Raw genomic sequence first — 14,458 nt, forward strand, 5'->3', positions numbered from 1 at the left:
ATGGAAGACGCGAGGACGTGGGAGGCGGACTTGCGCGGCTCTACTCCTGCTGCGCGAGAAACGTGCGGTTCCCGCGCACCCCCAGCCCCAGATCCAACCCCCGGAAGTTACTCGGGCTCCTCGTCCTCCTCCGGTGGGACGCAGGAGGCCGGCTGACGAAGGTGACGGTGGTGGCAGGGGAGGGCGGCAGCGTCACGACGCAATACCGGTACGGCTGGGACGGCCTGCGGGTGGCCCGGACGACGGGCGCCCAGACGTCGACGTACCTGTGGGCGGGTGGTGCCCCGGCGGCGGCGCACCCCGCATGCTACCTCGTGCCGCACCTCGGCCTCGCCGTCCGGCGGCTCCTCCTCGGCGGGGCGGAAGAGGGCGTCGTAGACACCCTTCGCGTCGGCCTGGAAGCCTGGGCAAACCCACTCCGGACGTTCAAGACAGACAGCCTGTCTGACCTGGTTCTACAGGTTGAGGAGTGGCCAAACGCACGCTGGGGCCCAAGGCCTGCGCCAACTTCGCGCCGACCCGGGGCCCCATGAGGCGCAGCCAGAGACCTACGGCTTCTTCACATCAAAGGAAGACAGCTCCTCCGTCCGCTCGCCCTCCTCGCGGACCTTGCCCACGCCGGGAACGAGCCAGTACAGGCGCTGCTTCTCCTCCTTCACCTCGCCGCTCTTGTTCAGCTTGTCGCGCTGGACCTTGATGGCATTGGTGAACGTGCCCGCGGGCGTCGTCACCGTCACGTCCTTCGCGAGCACCTTCCACACGTAGGTCGGATCCTTCCCCTCCGTGCCGCCCGCGTCATACGTAATCAGCTCGCGCACCGCGTCCCGGTGCTCCCAGGGCACGGAGGCTGGCGACGTCGCCAGCGACTTCATCATCGCCGGGGACCAGGTCGTCGCCCTCGTGCGCAGGCCGTCGGTGATGTCCTCCTCCCGCAGGCGCACCACCAGGCCGTTGGTCAGCTCCATCTGCCACGAGTTCTCCTCGTACACCGTGCCCGTCGTCGCCGTGCGGTCCTGCTTGCTGTGCACCTTCACGGCCGTCATCTGCGTGTCCGGCACCGTCTCCTGTCCCAGCACCGTCACCGTCTTGTTGAACACCCCGTTCACCGGGTCGGTGATGCGGTAGGTCCACGTCGAGCCCTGCGTCAGCGGCCACAGCGAGGTGTACTCGGCCTTTGGATCCGGCTTCACCCCGCCCGGATCCACCGGGTTGCCCGGCAGGTCCACAGAGCCATCCGGGTTCGTCGTGGGATTCCCCGGATCATTCCCCGTGGGCAGGCTGCCGCTCCCGCCACCACACGCCGCCAGTGCTCCGCACGCCGCGAACAGCGCGGCCATCTTCCTGAACTTCATGACAACTCCTCCCGCGCGCCCTTCGCGCTCACCGCCGTCCACCGCAGCCCCCGCAGGGGCGCGCCTTCCGTCCGTCCCAGCGCCGCCGCCAGGGTCCCGGGCTCAGGCTCCTCGACCTCGAACTCCAGCCGCCGCGCGGAGAAATCCAACGCGCAGCTCTTCACCATCACGTTGCGCTCCCCCAGCGCCTTGCGCAGCGTCGCCTCCGCGCCCACCAGGTCGTCCGACTGCGCCGACAACACCAGCCGCTGCTTCGCCCCCGCCGGCTTCTCCTTCTTCTCGAACAGGTCCAGCACCAGCAGCAGCACCATCACGAACCCCGTGCCCACGCTCGCCAGCACCAGGTTGCCGTGGCCGCACGCCATGCCCAGGCCAATCACCAGGAACAGGATGGCCGCGTCGCGCGGATCCTTCAGCCCCGAGCGGAACCGCACGAACCCGCCCAGCCCCACGAGGCCGAACGCCTTCGCCACGCTGTCCCCAATCACCGCGGTGATGACCGCCGCCGCGGCGCAGAGCAGGATCTGCGCCTGCACCATGTCCGACTTCGGCAGCGGCTTGCCCATCACCAGCCGCCAGGGCCGCGACGACAGCAGCGCTCCGATGAGCGCCGCCGCCAGCAGCCGGGGCAGCACCGAGGCCATCGACAGCGACTGGAACTCCTGCTCCACCTGCTGGAACACCGCCCCGAACGGACCTTCCATGGGCGTCATGCCTCCTGCCGTCCCAGCTCGGTCCCGGACGTCTCCACCGCGGGCCGCACCAGTCGCGCCGCCTGCTCTATCGCCCGGGCCTGCGCCACCACCGCATAGGCGTTGCGCAACACCGGCAGCTTCCCGGCCTGCTCCTCCAGCACCCGGTCCAGGAGCGCCCGCGTCTCCGCCACCAGCGGCAGCCCCCTCATCGAGGACACCACCGTCGCCGGCCACCGACGCGCCGCCGAGGCGCGCAGCCTCCACGCGCGCGCATCATCCATCCCATCCACCGAATCCAGCGCCTCCTTGGTCAGCAGCGCCCCCCGCTCGCGCATCTCCCAGGCTCTGGGCGAGTCCACCCCGGTGAGCGAGCGCAGCACCAGCTTCAGCGCCTTCTTCTCCAGCTGCTCGCGCAGCCCCACCGCCAGCGGCGTCTCCAGCCCCGTGGTGCTCTTCAGCACCGCCAGCCGGTCGTGCTTGAGCAGCACCTCGCGCATCGCCTCCGCGTGCTCCGTGGCAATGCCTCCCAGGCTGCGCGCCACCGCCGCGTACAGCTTGCGCTGCATGCCGGCCTCGCGAACCACCCAGGCCTCTTCGCTGTCCACCCCAGAGAGCCCCACCAGCACCGCTTCCAGATGGCCGTCCTTCATGCCCCGCTCGCGCAGCGCCCACGCCTCGGGCGAGTCCTGGCGCTTGAGCCCCTCCAGCACCGCGGCCGGCGCCTGCGCGTACAGCCGCTGACGGAGCGCATGCGAGCGCGGAGAGGTGACGAACCCCAGCCCCTCCGCCACGTCCACCGGCACGCTCGCCGTGAGCACCTCGCGCAGCGTCCACGCCGTGTCGTCATCCAGGCCCGTCAAGCTTCGCGCCACGAGCCCCGGCAGCCGCTCCGCGTACGCCAGCCGCCGCTGGTGCGCGGGCAGGCCCGGGATGCCATTGAGCAGCCACGCCGCCAGCTGCGGCTCCCGCGCCTCCAGCCCGTCCAGCGCGTGGAAGAAGCGCGCCTCCACGTCGTCCACCGACGCCACGCCCGGCGGCGGCAGGGTGGGGGCGGGGACCAGCCGCTGCACCGGCTGCTCACGACCCTCCAGCCGCGCGACCACCGCCTCCACCAGGCGCTGCTCCAGCACGCGCAGGGGTTGGTCGTTGTTCTCCAGGATGATCCACCGCTGCGGATCCCTCCGCGCCTGCTCCAGGAACGCCTCGCGCACGCGCACCGCCAGGCCCGCGCCGACGAGCCCCTTGCGGCTGTCCGTGTCCTGCGCGCGCCCGCTCTGCAGCTTGCCCAGCCGCTTGCGCAGCCGCGCCAGGTCCGGGTCCACGTCCACCAGGATGACCAGGTCCGGCCACAACCCCTGCGACGCCAGCTCGCACGAAGGCAGGAGCGCGTCTTCCTTCAGGCCCCGGCCGCCGCCCGTCAGCGCCAGCTGTGAATACAGATAGCGGTCGGTGATGCACACGTCGCCCCGGCCGAGCGCGGGCGCGATGATCTCCTCCAGTTGCTGCGCATCCCGCGCCAGGTTGAGGAAGAACTCAGCGCGTGGGCCCATCTCCAGCAGGCGCGCGTCGCGCGTCAGCTCCCGGATGCGCCGGGCGGTGGGCGACTGCAATTCGCCGCCTTCCCGCGCGTGCGCCACTTTGTAGCCCAGCCGCTTGAGCCGCGCGGCGAGCAGGTTGGACAGCGTCGTCTTGCCGCTGCCGTCAATGCCTTCGAAGTCGATGAACACGGTGACCTATCCCCTTGCAACCCCAACCCCTGCCGCGGCGAAGGCATGCACCCTCGCCATACCTTCCGCGAACTTGCTGTAGGCCGGCGCGCCCCCCGGATTGAGGGCCGCCAACCACTCGGGCAGCTCCGCCCCGAGGTGCTTCACCTCCAACACCACCCGCGAGTCCTCCCACACCGGGAGCCCCAGCCGCTCCACCGTCAGCGCCGTGGGCGACAACGCCAGCTCCGGCGACACCTCATGGAAGCCGATGTTCCGGTCCACCGTCACCCGCCATGACTGCGACACCTGATACACGTGCCGCCGGTACGTCACCGCCAGCACCGGCGTGAGGCTGCCGCCCGCGATGAGCGGCAACAGGCTCACTCCGCCGCGGATCGCCCGGCCCAGCTCCGCGCGAGGCACCCACACGCGCCGCTTCTGCGTGAGCCCCCCGCGCTCGCGCTTCACCTCCAGCACCACGCGCTCGCGGCCCCCCGCACCCACGTCCGGTGAGTACTCCTTCGTCCTCACCTTGAGACAGTTGTCCGGCGTGAGCATCGCGCGCTCCGCCAGCGGATAACCCTGCTTGTCGAAGTACACCGACACGATGCGCGTGGGAGGCGGCAGACAGCCCCCCAATTCCTGCGACAGCCGCGCGCACACCGCGGCTGCCTCCGGGCCGTCCAGCACCCGCTTGAACTCACGACGCAACTTGGTGACTTCGCCTTCAGCGAACGAGAGCATGTTCGTGTCTCCTCACCGGAAGCGGGTGGCGAGCTGGACCGACAGCTCGAGTGCGGGCTCCACGTCCCCGGGGCGCAACGCGCGCTCCGCCTGGACCTGTGCCTTGAAGGAATCCGCCAGCAGGATGTTGAGCCCCCCCGTCACCGCGTGCCCCTGGGCCTGGATGCCGCCCTGCAGTTGAAGTGCCTCCGCGCCCACCAGCGGTTGCACCGCCCAGCCCTCGCGCCCCACCGGCACCGTCCAGTACGCCAGCACCGACTGCGACATGAACGGCCCCAGCGCCAGCCGGCCCGTGGCCACCTCTCCCGTCAATGACAGTCCTCCCAGCGAAAGTTCCGCGTCCGCCGCCGTCGCGTGCTGCTTCGTCCCGTCGATGACCTGCGTGAGGTACGTGCTCGCGCCCACGGTGAGGAACTTGAAGGGCCGCACGCTCAGCCGCGCGGAGCCGTCCTCGCTCAGCCGTTCGCCCTGGAGACCTTCGCCGCCCTCGAAGAGGCCCGCCGACAGCTTCAGGCCCCAGGCCTCCTTGAGCCGCACCTCGCCCATCAATCCCAGACGCCGGCCGCCCAGGTCGTTGGTGTCCGTGAGGTAGTCCTCCACGAGGCCGCGACCCTGCATGGGCAGCGTCCACGCCGACTCCTGCGAGCGCTGGAGGAAGGGCGACTTGAAGCGGCCCGCGTACAACCGCAGGCGCTTGGCGTCGTCCGCCAGCCGCACGAAGGCGTCCTTGAGGATCGTCTTGGAGGCGAGGTCCGCGCTCACCTCCGCCTCCAGGTTGGACAGCGACGCGGCCACGCCCACGCGCGCCGACTCAATCCCCAGGTTGCGCTGGTACTTCTCCCGCTCGTCGGCGGTCGCCTGCGCGAACACGCGTCCGAACACGCGGATGCGCTGCGCCGGCTTGCCCTTGTCGTCCGCCTGGTCCGCTTCGGCCGGCGCCTCGCCCAGGGTGTCCGTCTTGGGACCCTTGTCCTTCTTCGGCTTCTTCGCGCCTGGCACCGCCGCGTCCGGCACCGGCGCGCTCGGATCATTCACCTGCTCCGGCGAGCCCATCACCGGGCCCTGCGCGCCCCCTGGCATCGCCTGCGCCACCGCGCCGTCCAGCGCGTCGCCCGGCTCAGCGGACTGCGAGGCCGCGTCCGTGGCAGCAGCGCCGTCCTCCGTGGAGACCTGCGTCGCCGGCTCCGCGTCCGCGCGCGCCGCGTCGTCCACCGGCTCCGCGCCCGCCACCGCCGGCAGGCCCAGGAGAACCGCGGCGAACAGCCCCCGCCACCCTTGTTCTTCCATCCCCCTCCCGCCCATGCCCGCTGTCTCCCCGCCCCGAAAAAGCCCGACGCCGTACGACCCGCCTGCTCCCTGGTGCAACCCGGGTGCCTGACGCCACGACGTGCACTGGCGGACAGCTGGAAGGGGCGCGCGGGGCGGATGCCCCGTGACGAGGTCGTGACGGGCCCCAACCTGGGAAGGTTTTTTCCCTATCGGGGACGCGCGGGGCTGTAGGACCGGACTGTAAGAAGGCCGGTGTTACCGATCAGCGGGCGGATCCGTCGGCGGGGCCACGGGCTCCGAAGGAGGCCCGGGCGGAGGCGCTGCGGGAGCCTCCGGAGGACTTCCGGAAGGAGGCTCACCGGAAGGAGGCTCGGACGTTACCCCGCGCTGCGTCACGGCGCGCATCACCCGCACGATGAGCAGCACGCCGGCGACGGCGAGGAGGACGCGCCAGACGATGAGTGGCACGGGGGGCTCGCTCACCGTGAAGCGCGCGTGCAGGGCCTTGGGCCGCGTGGTGAGGAAGCGCACGTCCACGTCCCAGGCGCCCGCTTCGGGAGGAACGAACTCCGTGCTCCATCCCACCGCGTCGCGCTGGAGGGTGCGCGTCACCTGACCGGGCACGCCCTCCTGGGAGAAGGCGACGGTGACGACGCCCTGGAAGGGTGGGCCCTGGAGGTTGCCCACCGACAGCGTCAAGCGCAGCGGCTCGCCGGGGCGGGGCTGGGCGGGGGTGAGGACGCCCTGGAGCTGGTCCTCGGCGTCCTTCCAGGACAGGGCCAGCAGCTCGCCGCGGCGCTCGACCTGGATCTGATCCAGGGCCGGGGCGGCGGAGGCATGCAGGGCAATCAGGCAGGTCGCGGCGACCCACCTCATCAAGGTGGTCCGTCGGCTTTGCCTCGACGGCCGGTGTCCCCTAAGATGCGCTGCCCTATCACCTTCCACTGAGCCCGCTCCCCCCGGGGAGTACCCGGGATGAACCCTCAAGCCTTCGGGAAATACCAGCTCCTCAAGAAGCTCGCCACGGGCGGCATGGCCGAAGTCTGGCTTGCGCGTCAGTCCGGAATCGAGGGCTTCCAGAAGGACGTTGTCGTCAAGCGCATCCTCCCGCACCTCGCCGAAGACCGCGAGTTCGTGGAGATGTTCCGCAACGAGGCGTTGATCGCCGCGCGCTTCAACCACCCGAACATCGCGCAGGTCTACGAGTTCGGCGAGGCCAACGGGACCTACTACATCGCCATGGAGTTCATCCATGGCGAGGACCTGGGCCGGGTCATGCGCAAGGCCAGCGGGATGAACCAGTGGATCGCCCGGCCGCTGGCGGTGCGCATCGTGGCGTCCGCGTGCGAGGGGCTCTTCTACGCGCACAGCCGCGCGGATGACCGGGGCCAGCCGCTGAACGTGGTGCACCGGGACATCTCTCCGCAGAACATCCTGATCAGCTTTGATGGTTCGGTGAAGCTGGTGGACTTCGGGATCGCCAAGGCGGCGGACCAGGCGTCCATGACGAAGTCCGGCGCCATCAAGGGCAAGTTCGCGTACATGGCGCCCGAGCAGGCCGCGGGCAAGCCGTTGGACCGGCGCGCGGACATCTTCGCCATCGGACTGGTGCTGTACGAGATGCTCACCGGGCACCGGCCGCTCAAGAAGGACTCGGAGCTGGCCACGCTGCAGGCCGCCATGGAGTGCACCATCCCGGCCCCGTCCGAGGTCGCGGACGTGCCCGCGGACATGGACCAGGTGGTGATGCACGCGCTGGCGAAGAGCGCGGATGATCGCTACGACAACGCGCGCGAGTTCCAGTCCGCCCTGGAGGAGCTGCTCGTCAACGAGCGCTGGGTGGTGGGCTCGGTGCAGATCTCCGAGCTGATGAAGACGCTCTTCTCCGACCGGCTGGCGGAGGAGCTGAAGCAGGGCCAGTTCGTCCCGGTGGGGGAGGACTCCAACACGTCCCCGCCCCGGCCACCCGCGGAGATGAGCTGGGAGGCGCCTCCGGGCGAGTCCTCGTCGCAGCGCGAGCGTGCGCGCGGCAACACCCGCGCCGGCCCTGCCCCCCGCCGCGCGACGGGCGTGGCGCCCGCCATCGAGTCGGAGGATCCGTACGAGTACGACGCGCCGTCGATGACCGGCGTGGAGCAGCCGCAGCGCCGCCGCACCGGCGTGGAGCAGCCGGTGGCCCGCCGCAACACGTCCAGCAATCCGGGCGTCACGCAGGTGGCGCGCACCAGCTCGCGCTCGGACCTGAGCCGCCAGTCGGTGGAGGACGTGCCACCGCCCCGGCGCACCCAGTCGCGCGCCATGCCGGTGTCGGAGCCCCCCGCGCGCTCGCGCTCGGGCGTGCACCGCATGGACGTGGAGGAGGACGACGAGCGCACCCGCCTGCCTCCGCCGGAGGATGATCCGGACACGATGCCGGTGCCCGCGCCGCGCCGGCGCACCAGCACCAGCCACCCGTCCGCCGTGGAGCCGCCGCGCCGGCGCACCGCCAGCCGCGTGGATGCCCCGCGTGCGCGCCCCGCGCCGGTGGAGCGGGACGAAGACGAAGAGGACTCGGGCGAGCGCCGCCCGTCGCGCACGACCGCCCCCACGCAGCCGGAGCGCGCGGCCCCTCGCGGCAATGGCGTGCGCACGGTGGCCATGGTGGGCTTCATCGTGGGCCTGCTCGCGGTGCTCGTCCTCTTCCGCGAGCCCATCATCAAGGCGCTGACGTCCACCGCCGCGGATGCGCAGGGCGTGTGGCTCACGGTGAACACCAACCAGCCGGTGAAGGTGTCGGTGCGGCACACGGAGCGCTGTGGCAGCCCGGAGCCGGTGACGGTGCTGGGCACCGCGCCGCTCACCCGCGTGCAGGGCGCCCACCTGCAGGACACGCTCATCCTGGAGAACGAGGCCCAGGGCATCTACCTGGAGGACTCGGAGGAGCTCGCGTTCGGCCAGCCCGGCGAGCTGAAGACCTTCGAGCGCAGCTTCAAGGAGGGCACCCTCAAGCTGAAGATCACCCCCAAGGGGATGACCGGCCTGACCGTCTACCGGAACAACCAGCTGCTCGGCAGCGCCAACACGCAGCTGAAGCTGATGGAGGGCAAGCAGCGCCTGGAGCTGCGCGGCGCGAAGCTGAAGGAGCCCGTGGCCTTCGAGGCGACGGTGACTCCCAACGAGACGACGGAGTCGGTGCTGGACCTGGCCTCGGCGCTGTAGCCCCGGCGCCTAGTAGCGGGGCAGGGACGGGTCCACGGTGAGCGAGTACAGGTCGATGCCCCCCTTGAGGGACACGGCCTCCAGTCCCCGGTCGCGCAGGTACGCGGCGCCGTCCAGGCTCCGCACCCCGTGGTGGCAGTAGACGACGACGGGGCGGCCCCGGAAGGCCTCCAGCGCGGTGTCGTACTCCGGCAGCTCCGGCAGGGGCATCAGCACCGAGTCCGGCAGGGCCACCCATTCGTGTTCGTGGGGGAAGCGCACATCCACCAGGACGGGGCGCGTCTCGGGGGGGCCGGCCAGGCGCCGGGCCAGCTCGGCCGGGGTGATTTCAGGGATGGGCATGGGGGCTCGGGGGTGTTGTCTCTGAACGGGACCTGCATGCGGTCCCATGGCTTTTCAGGCGCCAGGGCGTTATGAGGCGCCGTTCACGAGGAGATTGAAGCACATGGACACTTCTACCGCCGTCGCCGGCTCCACGCCGACCTCCCAGCCCTCCGACACCGTCTCCGTCCAGCTGACGGCCGCCGCCATCGCCCAGGTGAAGACGGTCATCCAGGCCCAGGGGTTCCAGGACTACTTCTTCTCCATCCGCGTGGTGCCCGCCGGCTGCAGCGGCCTGGGCTACGACCTGAACCTCGTGAAGGAGGCCAAGGCCGGCGACCAGGTGTGGGAGCAGGATGGCGTGAAGATCGCCACCGACGCGCTGAGCGCCCAGTACCTGTCGGGCACGCACATCGACTACGTCACCAGCATCACCGGCGCGGGCTTCAAGTTCGAGAACCCCAACGCCAAGTCGTCCTGCGGTTGCGGCACGTCGTTCACGACCTGATCCACCGCCAGGAAGCAGGGCCGGGGCCGGGATGGGACGCCAGACAGGCGTGCCCCCGGCCCTTCGTCTGTCTAGGTGCCGGTGACGGGCTTCATGACCTTCATCCAGGACTGCTCTTCCTTGCCACGGCCCCGGCGCTGGGCGCGGCGGGCCTCGGCCTCCGCGAAGGCGGAGCGCTCCGTGTCCGTCTCCAGGAGCAGGGGCGGCACGAGCACGCCCTTGCCGTCCTTGTCCTGGGTCACGAAGGTGAGCAGCGCGCTGGTGGTGAGGTGGCGCTCGCCCGTCAGTGGATTCTCCGCGTGCACGGTGACGCCCACCTCCAGCGACGTGCGGAAGGTCGCGAGCACGCGCGAGTGCAGGAGGGCAATCCACCCCACGCGGATGGGGGCGTGGAAGTGCAGCTCGTCCATGGACGCCGTCACCACGACTTGACGGCAGTGGCGCTGGGCGGCCACGGCGCCGCAGATGTCGATCCACTGCATCACCTTCCCGCCGAACGCGGCGTTCAGGTTGTTGGCGTCCGGAGGGAGGATGAGCTGCGTCATCACCACTTCGGAGTCGCGCGGGCTCTTCGGGGTCAGGTCGTGCATGGCCCGGAAGCGTCTAACGGAACGCGCGCCGTCAGGCCAGGAATGCGGACACGCGGTCGAGGAACTCCTCGCGGCCCGGGCCCCGGCGGATGTCCTGCTTGGACACGTCCACCACGAGGCAGTCCACGCCGTACTTCTCCTGCAGCACCTGCGGGAAGCCCGCGTAGTAGCCGTTGAGGCCCTTCAGGAACTGCTTCCCGATGCCCTTCTCCTCGGCCCGGCCGCGCGTGCGGATGCGCTGCAGGAGCACGTCCTCGGAGGACACGTCGAAGCAGATGACCTTGTCGGGCCGGACGATGTGGCGCGACAGCCGCTGGAAGTACTCGTAGTACAGGTCCAGCTCCGCGTTCGTCATGTGCCCCAGGCCGTGCAGGTACTTGGCGAAGATTTCGGGGTCCTCGTAGAGGGTGCGGTCCTGCACGCAGCTCTTCCGCACGGAGTGGATGAGCTCGTGGTGCTCCACGCGCCGGATGAGGAACTCCAGCTGCAGCGTGAACGACCACCGCGACATGTCGCCGTAGTAGTCACGCAGGAAGCGGTTGTCGATGACGGGCTCGTCGAACAGCTCGAAGCCGAAGCCCTGGCTGATGAGCTTGGCGGCCGTCGTCTTGCCCGCGCCGATGTTGCCCGCCAGCGCCACGAAGCGCTTGGCGCGGGGCACCTTCACCTTCAGGGCGTTGCGGGCGGCGGACTTCGGCGCGGGGGCGGCCGGGGGCGGCGCCTTGCTGGAAGGCGGCTCGGTGCGGGTCGCCGGACGCGCGCGTGCGGTGGGGCGGGACATGGAAGCCAAGGCTTAGCCCGGCTTTCCGGACGCGTCCATTCGCTGGCGGAGCAGGTCCGGCCGGTCCGTCATGATGCCGCCCACGCCTTCGCGCAGCAGTTGGTCCATCTCCGCTGCATCATCCACGGTCCACACGTTGATCCACTTGCCGCGCGAGGCCACGGCCTCCAGCAGCGCGTCATCCACCAACCGCACCTCACCGAAGTACAGCGGCATGTCGAGCACGCTGTAGCGCGCGTCCTCGGGAGGCACCTCGCCGGCCTTGAGCGCCAGGATGAAGGCAGCCAGCGCATCCCGGGGATAGAAGTGGCACGCGTCGGGCAGCACCTGCACCAACCGCTCCGCGATGGCGTCCTGTTCGCTTCCCAGACAGACGCGCTCCAGCGCTGCTTCCTCCTTCAGCAGGCGGGCGAGCACGTCCTCGCCACCCGTCACGTCCGGCTTGAGCTCCACGTTGAGGCGCAGGGCCGGAAAGGCACGCAGCACCTCGCGCAGGGTGGGCAGGCGCACGCCCCGGCCCCGGAAGGGAAAGGTGCGTCCTGCGTCCGGGCTGAAGTGATACCCGGCGTCCAGCTTCCGCAACTCTGTGAGCGTGAGCGCCGCGAGGGGCCCCGTACCGTCGGTGCAGCGCTCCAGCGTGTCGTCGTGGGCGACGATGACCTCGCCGTCGCGCGACAGGTGCACGTCGAGCTCAATCATGTCGGTGCGGTACGTCTCCACGGCGAGGCGGAAGGCCTCCAGTGTGTTCTCCGGAGCGACGAGCGCCCCGCCGCGGTGCGCAATGTGCAGCGTGGGCTTCAATCCCTGCAAGAATGTGTCGCGGGCAAGCATTGATCCACCTATTCCTGAATTCATACCAATGTCACGGGCAGGGAGCCGGTCCGTTCCTTGCCGGCCCTGGTAGGCCGCCGGTATAAGGGCCTGAAACCTTTGCCCGACAGGCGTCGGACTTCAACAAGCGCGGCGCCCCCAACTCCGGAGACACTCGAATGGAACTGCGCAACAAGCTGGGCGCTGCGGCCCTCCTGGCTGCCACGGCGATGGCCTCACTGGCCGGCTGTGGTGGTCGTGACGACGAAGACAACAAGGACGCGGGCCCCGGCTGTACGGGGGTCTGCAGCACGGACGCGGGCACGGATGCCGGCGCGGGCACGACGGACGCGGGCACGGATGCCGGCGCGGGCATGACGATCGCTGCGGCGCGCAAGGTGCCGTTCGGCACCAAGGTCACGCTGCGCGACGTCGTCATCAGCGACATCCACTACGAGAAGCTGAGCACCTCCAATGGCTCGTCCTGGCGGTCGTTCTTCTGGGTGACGGATCCGGCGCTCCCGACGCAGGGTCTCTTCATCGAAAAGTTCTATGACGACACGCCGGAGGCGTACCACCCGCAGCCGGGCAACAAGGTCGACATCGAGGGGTACTTCGGCACGGAGCCCAACTACGAGCCGTTCACCGGGCGCCGTCACCACCTCGTCAACGACTACCGGAACTCGAAGAAGCTCATCATCACCCTCAAGTCCGATGCGGGCGTCGATGCCCGGGTCCCGGCCAACGAGGTGACGCCCGAGCAGCTCGTGGCTTCGCTCGACATGGCCCAGTCCTCCGCGGCCCTGCTGGGCACGCGCGTGCACGTGGCGGGACCGCTGGCGCTCACCAATCCACAGCCCGAGGCCCTGAAGCGCGTGGACAGCCTCACGGACGGGGGCTCCCTGTACTACGGCTTCGCGGTCGGCAACGGCATCCTCGTCTTCCACGACAAGACCCGTGACCGGTCCCTCAGCGACGGTGGCGTGGACGCGAAGTGTGACTTCCAGAAGGCGGCCCTGGATGGCGGGACGGTGACGTTCCCCAACGGCCTCAGCGGCGTCTGGGACACCTACACCTTCGCCCCCTGCAAGGACGGTGGCACGGACATCACGGGCTGCGGCGACAACGTCTCCGACAGCGGTGTGCCGGGCTCCACGAAGCCCTACACGTACACGATCATCCCGCAGGACTGCGCCGACCTGCCGGGCGTCGTGACGCCCGCCGTGGTCGAGTAGTCGCCCGTTACCGGACCCGGGACGGGGCTTCCCCGTCCCGCCGTCTTCCGCCGCCTCCCATGGGTCCTCCCGTGGGGGGCGGTCGTGTTTGGGGGGCAGGGGAGGCGTGAAAGTTCGCGCGCGACGGCCGGGGTGCCTAGAGTCGCGCCCCGGCGGGTCGGCCCGCTCCTCCCGGGCCCGGATTGCAGTAGGCTCTGGAAAAAGTTCACCGTACCACCCGCGGACGCACCTCCACTCCCTTGAGCTCGCCCCAGACGGCCACCCCGTTCGGAAAGTACCTGCTCATCAAGCGCCTCGCGCTGGGCGGGATGGCGGAGCTGTTCCTGGCGCACAAGCCGCCGTCGCCGGAGCTGGTGGTCATCAAGCGCATCCTCCCGTACCTCTCCGAGGAGCCGGAGTTCGTCCAGATGTTCCTGGACGAGGCGCGCATCGCCGCCCAGCTGCACCACCCCAACGTCGTGCAGGTGCACGAGCTGGGGAAGGAGGGCGACAACATCTTCATCTGCATGGAGTACGTGGAGGGCGTCGACCTGCGCCGCGTGCTCCTGGAGGAGGCCAAGTACGGCGCCTCCATGCCCTACGGCGTCGCCGCGAGGATCTGCGCGTACATCGCCGCGGGCCTGGACCACGCGCACTTCAGCCGGGGCGTGGATGGCCGTCCGCTGGAGCTGATCCACCGGGACGTCAGTCCGCAGAACGTGATGATCTCCTACGACGGGCGCGTGAAGCTCGTCGACTTCGGCATCGCCAAGGCCGGCGCGTTCATGGAGCGCAGCAAGCCGGGCGTCATCAAGGGGAAGTTCCTCTACCTGTCGCCCGAGCAGATCATGCAGGAGCGGCTGGACCACCGGGCGGACATCTACGCGCTCGGGGTGATGCTGTATGAGATCACCACCGGCAAGCAGCCCTTCCACCGGGCCACCACCGAGGGAATCCTCTACGCCATCCGCTACGAGGAGCCGCCCCCGCCGCACCTGGTGCGCCCCGACTATCCGGAGGAGCTGTCGCGCATCGTGATGCGGTGCCTGCTGAAGGACCGCACCCTGCGCTACCAGCGGGCCTCCGCCGTGCGCGCGGACCTGGAGGCGTTCCTCGCCTCGGGCGTGCTCAAGCAGAGCACGGACATCCCCCAGTACATCGCGCGCCTCCTGGGCGAGGCCGACGAGCGCACCGTGCTGCACCTTTCTCTTATACACATCTGACGCTGCCGACGACTAGGCGAGTGTTGGACCCGGTGGTCGCCGTA

Annotated in this window: 14 protein-coding genes; 4 read left to right on the top strand and 10 right to left on the bottom strand. The window is 70.0% G+C overall.

Features of this window, described 5'->3' with window-relative positions; all coding sequences use genetic code 11:
* Positions 1 to 548 precede the first annotated feature (548 nt).
* The 6 genes from D7X12_RS29965 to D7X12_RS29990 all read right to left on the bottom strand — a co-directional run bounded on the left by D7X12_RS29965 (position 549) and on the right by D7X12_RS29990 (position 6,645).
* Entirely contained in the window at positions 549 to 1,352 is an 804-nt protein-coding gene (locus tag D7X12_RS29965) for a hypothetical protein (RefSeq protein WP_120628674.1), read from the bottom strand.
* Complete coding sequence (locus tag D7X12_RS29970) at positions 1,349 to 2,056, bottom strand: DUF4956 domain-containing protein (protein WP_120628686.1); 708 nt, start codon at positions 2,054 to 2,056, stop codon at positions 1,349 to 1,351. The genes D7X12_RS29965 and D7X12_RS29970 overlap by 4 nt, the downstream gene beginning before the upstream one ends.
* Before the next feature lie 5 nt (positions 2,057 to 2,061).
* Complete coding sequence (tmk, locus tag D7X12_RS29975; RefSeq protein ID WP_120628675.1) at positions 2,062 to 3,774, bottom strand: dTMP kinase; 1,713 nt, start codon at positions 3,772 to 3,774, stop codon at positions 2,062 to 2,064.
* A gap of 6 nt (positions 3,775 to 3,780) precedes the next feature.
* On the bottom strand, positions 3,781 to 4,500 hold the full coding sequence (locus tag D7X12_RS29980; protein ID WP_120628676.1) for a VTC domain-containing protein: 720 nt from the start codon (positions 4,498 to 4,500) through the stop codon (positions 3,781 to 3,783).
* 12 nt (positions 4,501 to 4,512) lie between these two features.
* Complete coding sequence (locus tag D7X12_RS29985; RefSeq protein ID WP_341868247.1) at positions 4,513 to 5,787, bottom strand: hypothetical protein; 1,275 nt, start codon at positions 5,785 to 5,787, stop codon at positions 4,513 to 4,515.
* Between the two features lie 237 nt (positions 5,788 to 6,024).
* Positions 6,025 to 6,645: a hypothetical protein gene (locus D7X12_RS29990; RefSeq protein ID WP_120628678.1), complete on the bottom strand. Its 621-nt coding sequence runs from the start codon at positions 6,643 to 6,645 to the stop codon at positions 6,025 to 6,027.
* Between the two features lie 99 nt (positions 6,646 to 6,744).
* Between D7X12_RS29990 and D7X12_RS29995 the strand changes: the two genes are divergently transcribed.
* Complete coding sequence (locus D7X12_RS29995) at positions 6,745 to 8,967, top strand: serine/threonine protein kinase (protein WP_120628679.1); 2,223 nt, start codon at positions 6,745 to 6,747, stop codon at positions 8,965 to 8,967.
* A gap of 9 nt (positions 8,968 to 8,976) precedes the next feature.
* Here D7X12_RS29995 and D7X12_RS30000 read toward each other — a convergent pair whose 3' ends face one another.
* Entirely contained in the window at positions 8,977 to 9,309 is a 333-nt protein-coding gene (locus D7X12_RS30000) for a rhodanese-like domain-containing protein (protein WP_120628680.1), read from the bottom strand.
* Positions 9,310 to 9,412: 103 nt separating this feature from the next.
* Here D7X12_RS30000 and D7X12_RS30005 point away from each other — a divergent pair, with 103 nt between their 5' ends.
* Positions 9,413 to 9,796 (top strand): HesB/IscA family protein, encoded by a 384-nt coding sequence (locus D7X12_RS30005; protein ID WP_120628681.1) that lies wholly within the window; start codon positions 9,413 to 9,415, stop codon positions 9,794 to 9,796.
* A 71-nt stretch (positions 9,797 to 9,867) separates the two neighbouring features.
* Here the strand turns inward: D7X12_RS30005 and D7X12_RS30010 are convergent, their stop codons facing one another.
* Genes D7X12_RS30010 through D7X12_RS30020 form a run of 3 tightly spaced genes read right to left on the bottom strand, consistent with a single transcriptional unit; the run spans position 9,868 to position 11,998 of the window.
* Positions 9,868 to 10,386 (bottom strand): acyl-CoA thioesterase, encoded by a 519-nt coding sequence (locus tag D7X12_RS30010; protein ID WP_120628682.1) that lies wholly within the window; start codon positions 10,384 to 10,386, stop codon positions 9,868 to 9,870.
* A gap of 31 nt (positions 10,387 to 10,417) precedes the next feature.
* A complete protein-coding gene (locus D7X12_RS30015; protein ID WP_120628683.1) occupies positions 10,418 to 11,167 on the bottom strand; it encodes a deoxynucleoside kinase in 750 nt (249 codons plus the stop codon).
* Between the two features lie 12 nt (positions 11,168 to 11,179).
* Positions 11,180 to 11,998: a glycerophosphodiester phosphodiesterase family protein gene (locus D7X12_RS30020; RefSeq protein ID WP_120628684.1), complete on the bottom strand. Its 819-nt coding sequence runs from the start codon at positions 11,996 to 11,998 to the stop codon at positions 11,180 to 11,182.
* A gap of 158 nt (positions 11,999 to 12,156) precedes the next feature.
* Here D7X12_RS30020 and D7X12_RS30025 point away from each other — a divergent pair, with 158 nt between their 5' ends.
* Positions 12,157 to 13,212 (top strand): hypothetical protein, encoded by a 1,056-nt coding sequence (locus D7X12_RS30025; RefSeq protein ID WP_120628685.1) that lies wholly within the window; start codon positions 12,157 to 12,159, stop codon positions 13,210 to 13,212.
* Between the two features lie 239 nt (positions 13,213 to 13,451).
* The gene (locus D7X12_RS45635; RefSeq protein ID WP_244224859.1) at positions 13,452 to 14,414 is read left to right on the top strand and encodes a serine/threonine-protein kinase; all 963 of its coding nucleotides are present in this window, start codon (positions 13,452 to 13,454) and stop codon (positions 14,412 to 14,414) included.
* The last annotated feature ends 44 nt before the right edge of the window (positions 14,415 to 14,458 follow it).

Source organism: Corallococcus sicarius, assembly GCF_003611735.1.
In the GTDB taxonomy this organism is placed as follows: domain Bacteria; phylum Myxococcota; class Myxococcia; order Myxococcales; family Myxococcaceae; genus Corallococcus; species Corallococcus sicarius.

Bases quoted from the DNA above. Each gene is read 5' to 3' on its own strand.
- D7X12_RS29995 (WP_120628679.1), top strand. From the start codon at position 6,745: ATGAACCCTCAAGCCTTCGGGAAATACCAGCTCCTCAAGAAGCTCGCC.
- D7X12_RS30000 (WP_120628680.1), bottom strand. From the start codon at position 9,309: ATGCCCATCCCTGAAATCACCCCGGCCGAGCTGGCCCGGCGCCTGGCC.
- D7X12_RS29965 (WP_120628674.1), bottom strand. From the start codon at position 1,352: ATGAAGTTCAGGAAGATGGCCGCGCTGTTCGCGGCGTGCGGAGCACTG.
- D7X12_RS29985 (WP_341868247.1), bottom strand. From the start codon at position 5,787: ATGGAAGAACAAGGGTGGCGGGGGCTGTTCGCCGCGGTTCTCCTGGGC.
- D7X12_RS29970 (WP_120628686.1), bottom strand. From the start codon at position 2,056: ATGGAAGGTCCGTTCGGGGCGGTGTTCCAGCAGGTGGAGCAGGAGTTC.
- D7X12_RS30020 (WP_120628684.1), bottom strand. From the start codon at position 11,998: ATGCTTGCCCGCGACACATTCTTGCAGGGATTGAAGCCCACGCTGCAC.
- D7X12_RS29980 (WP_120628676.1), bottom strand. From the start codon at position 4,500: ATGCTCTCGTTCGCTGAAGGCGAAGTCACCAAGTTGCGTCGTGAGTTC.
- D7X12_RS30010 (WP_120628682.1), bottom strand. From the start codon at position 10,386: ATGCACGACCTGACCCCGAAGAGCCCGCGCGACTCCGAAGTGGTGATG.
- D7X12_RS30025 (WP_120628685.1), top strand. From the start codon at position 12,157: ATGGAACTGCGCAACAAGCTGGGCGCTGCGGCCCTCCTGGCTGCCACG.
- D7X12_RS29990 (WP_120628678.1), bottom strand. From the start codon at position 6,645: ATGAGGTGGGTCGCCGCGACCTGCCTGATTGCCCTGCATGCCTCCGCC.
- D7X12_RS30015 (WP_120628683.1), bottom strand. From the start codon at position 11,167: ATGTCCCGCCCCACCGCACGCGCGCGTCCGGCGACCCGCACCGAGCCG.
- D7X12_RS30005 (WP_120628681.1), top strand. From the start codon at position 9,413: ATGGACACTTCTACCGCCGTCGCCGGCTCCACGCCGACCTCCCAGCCC.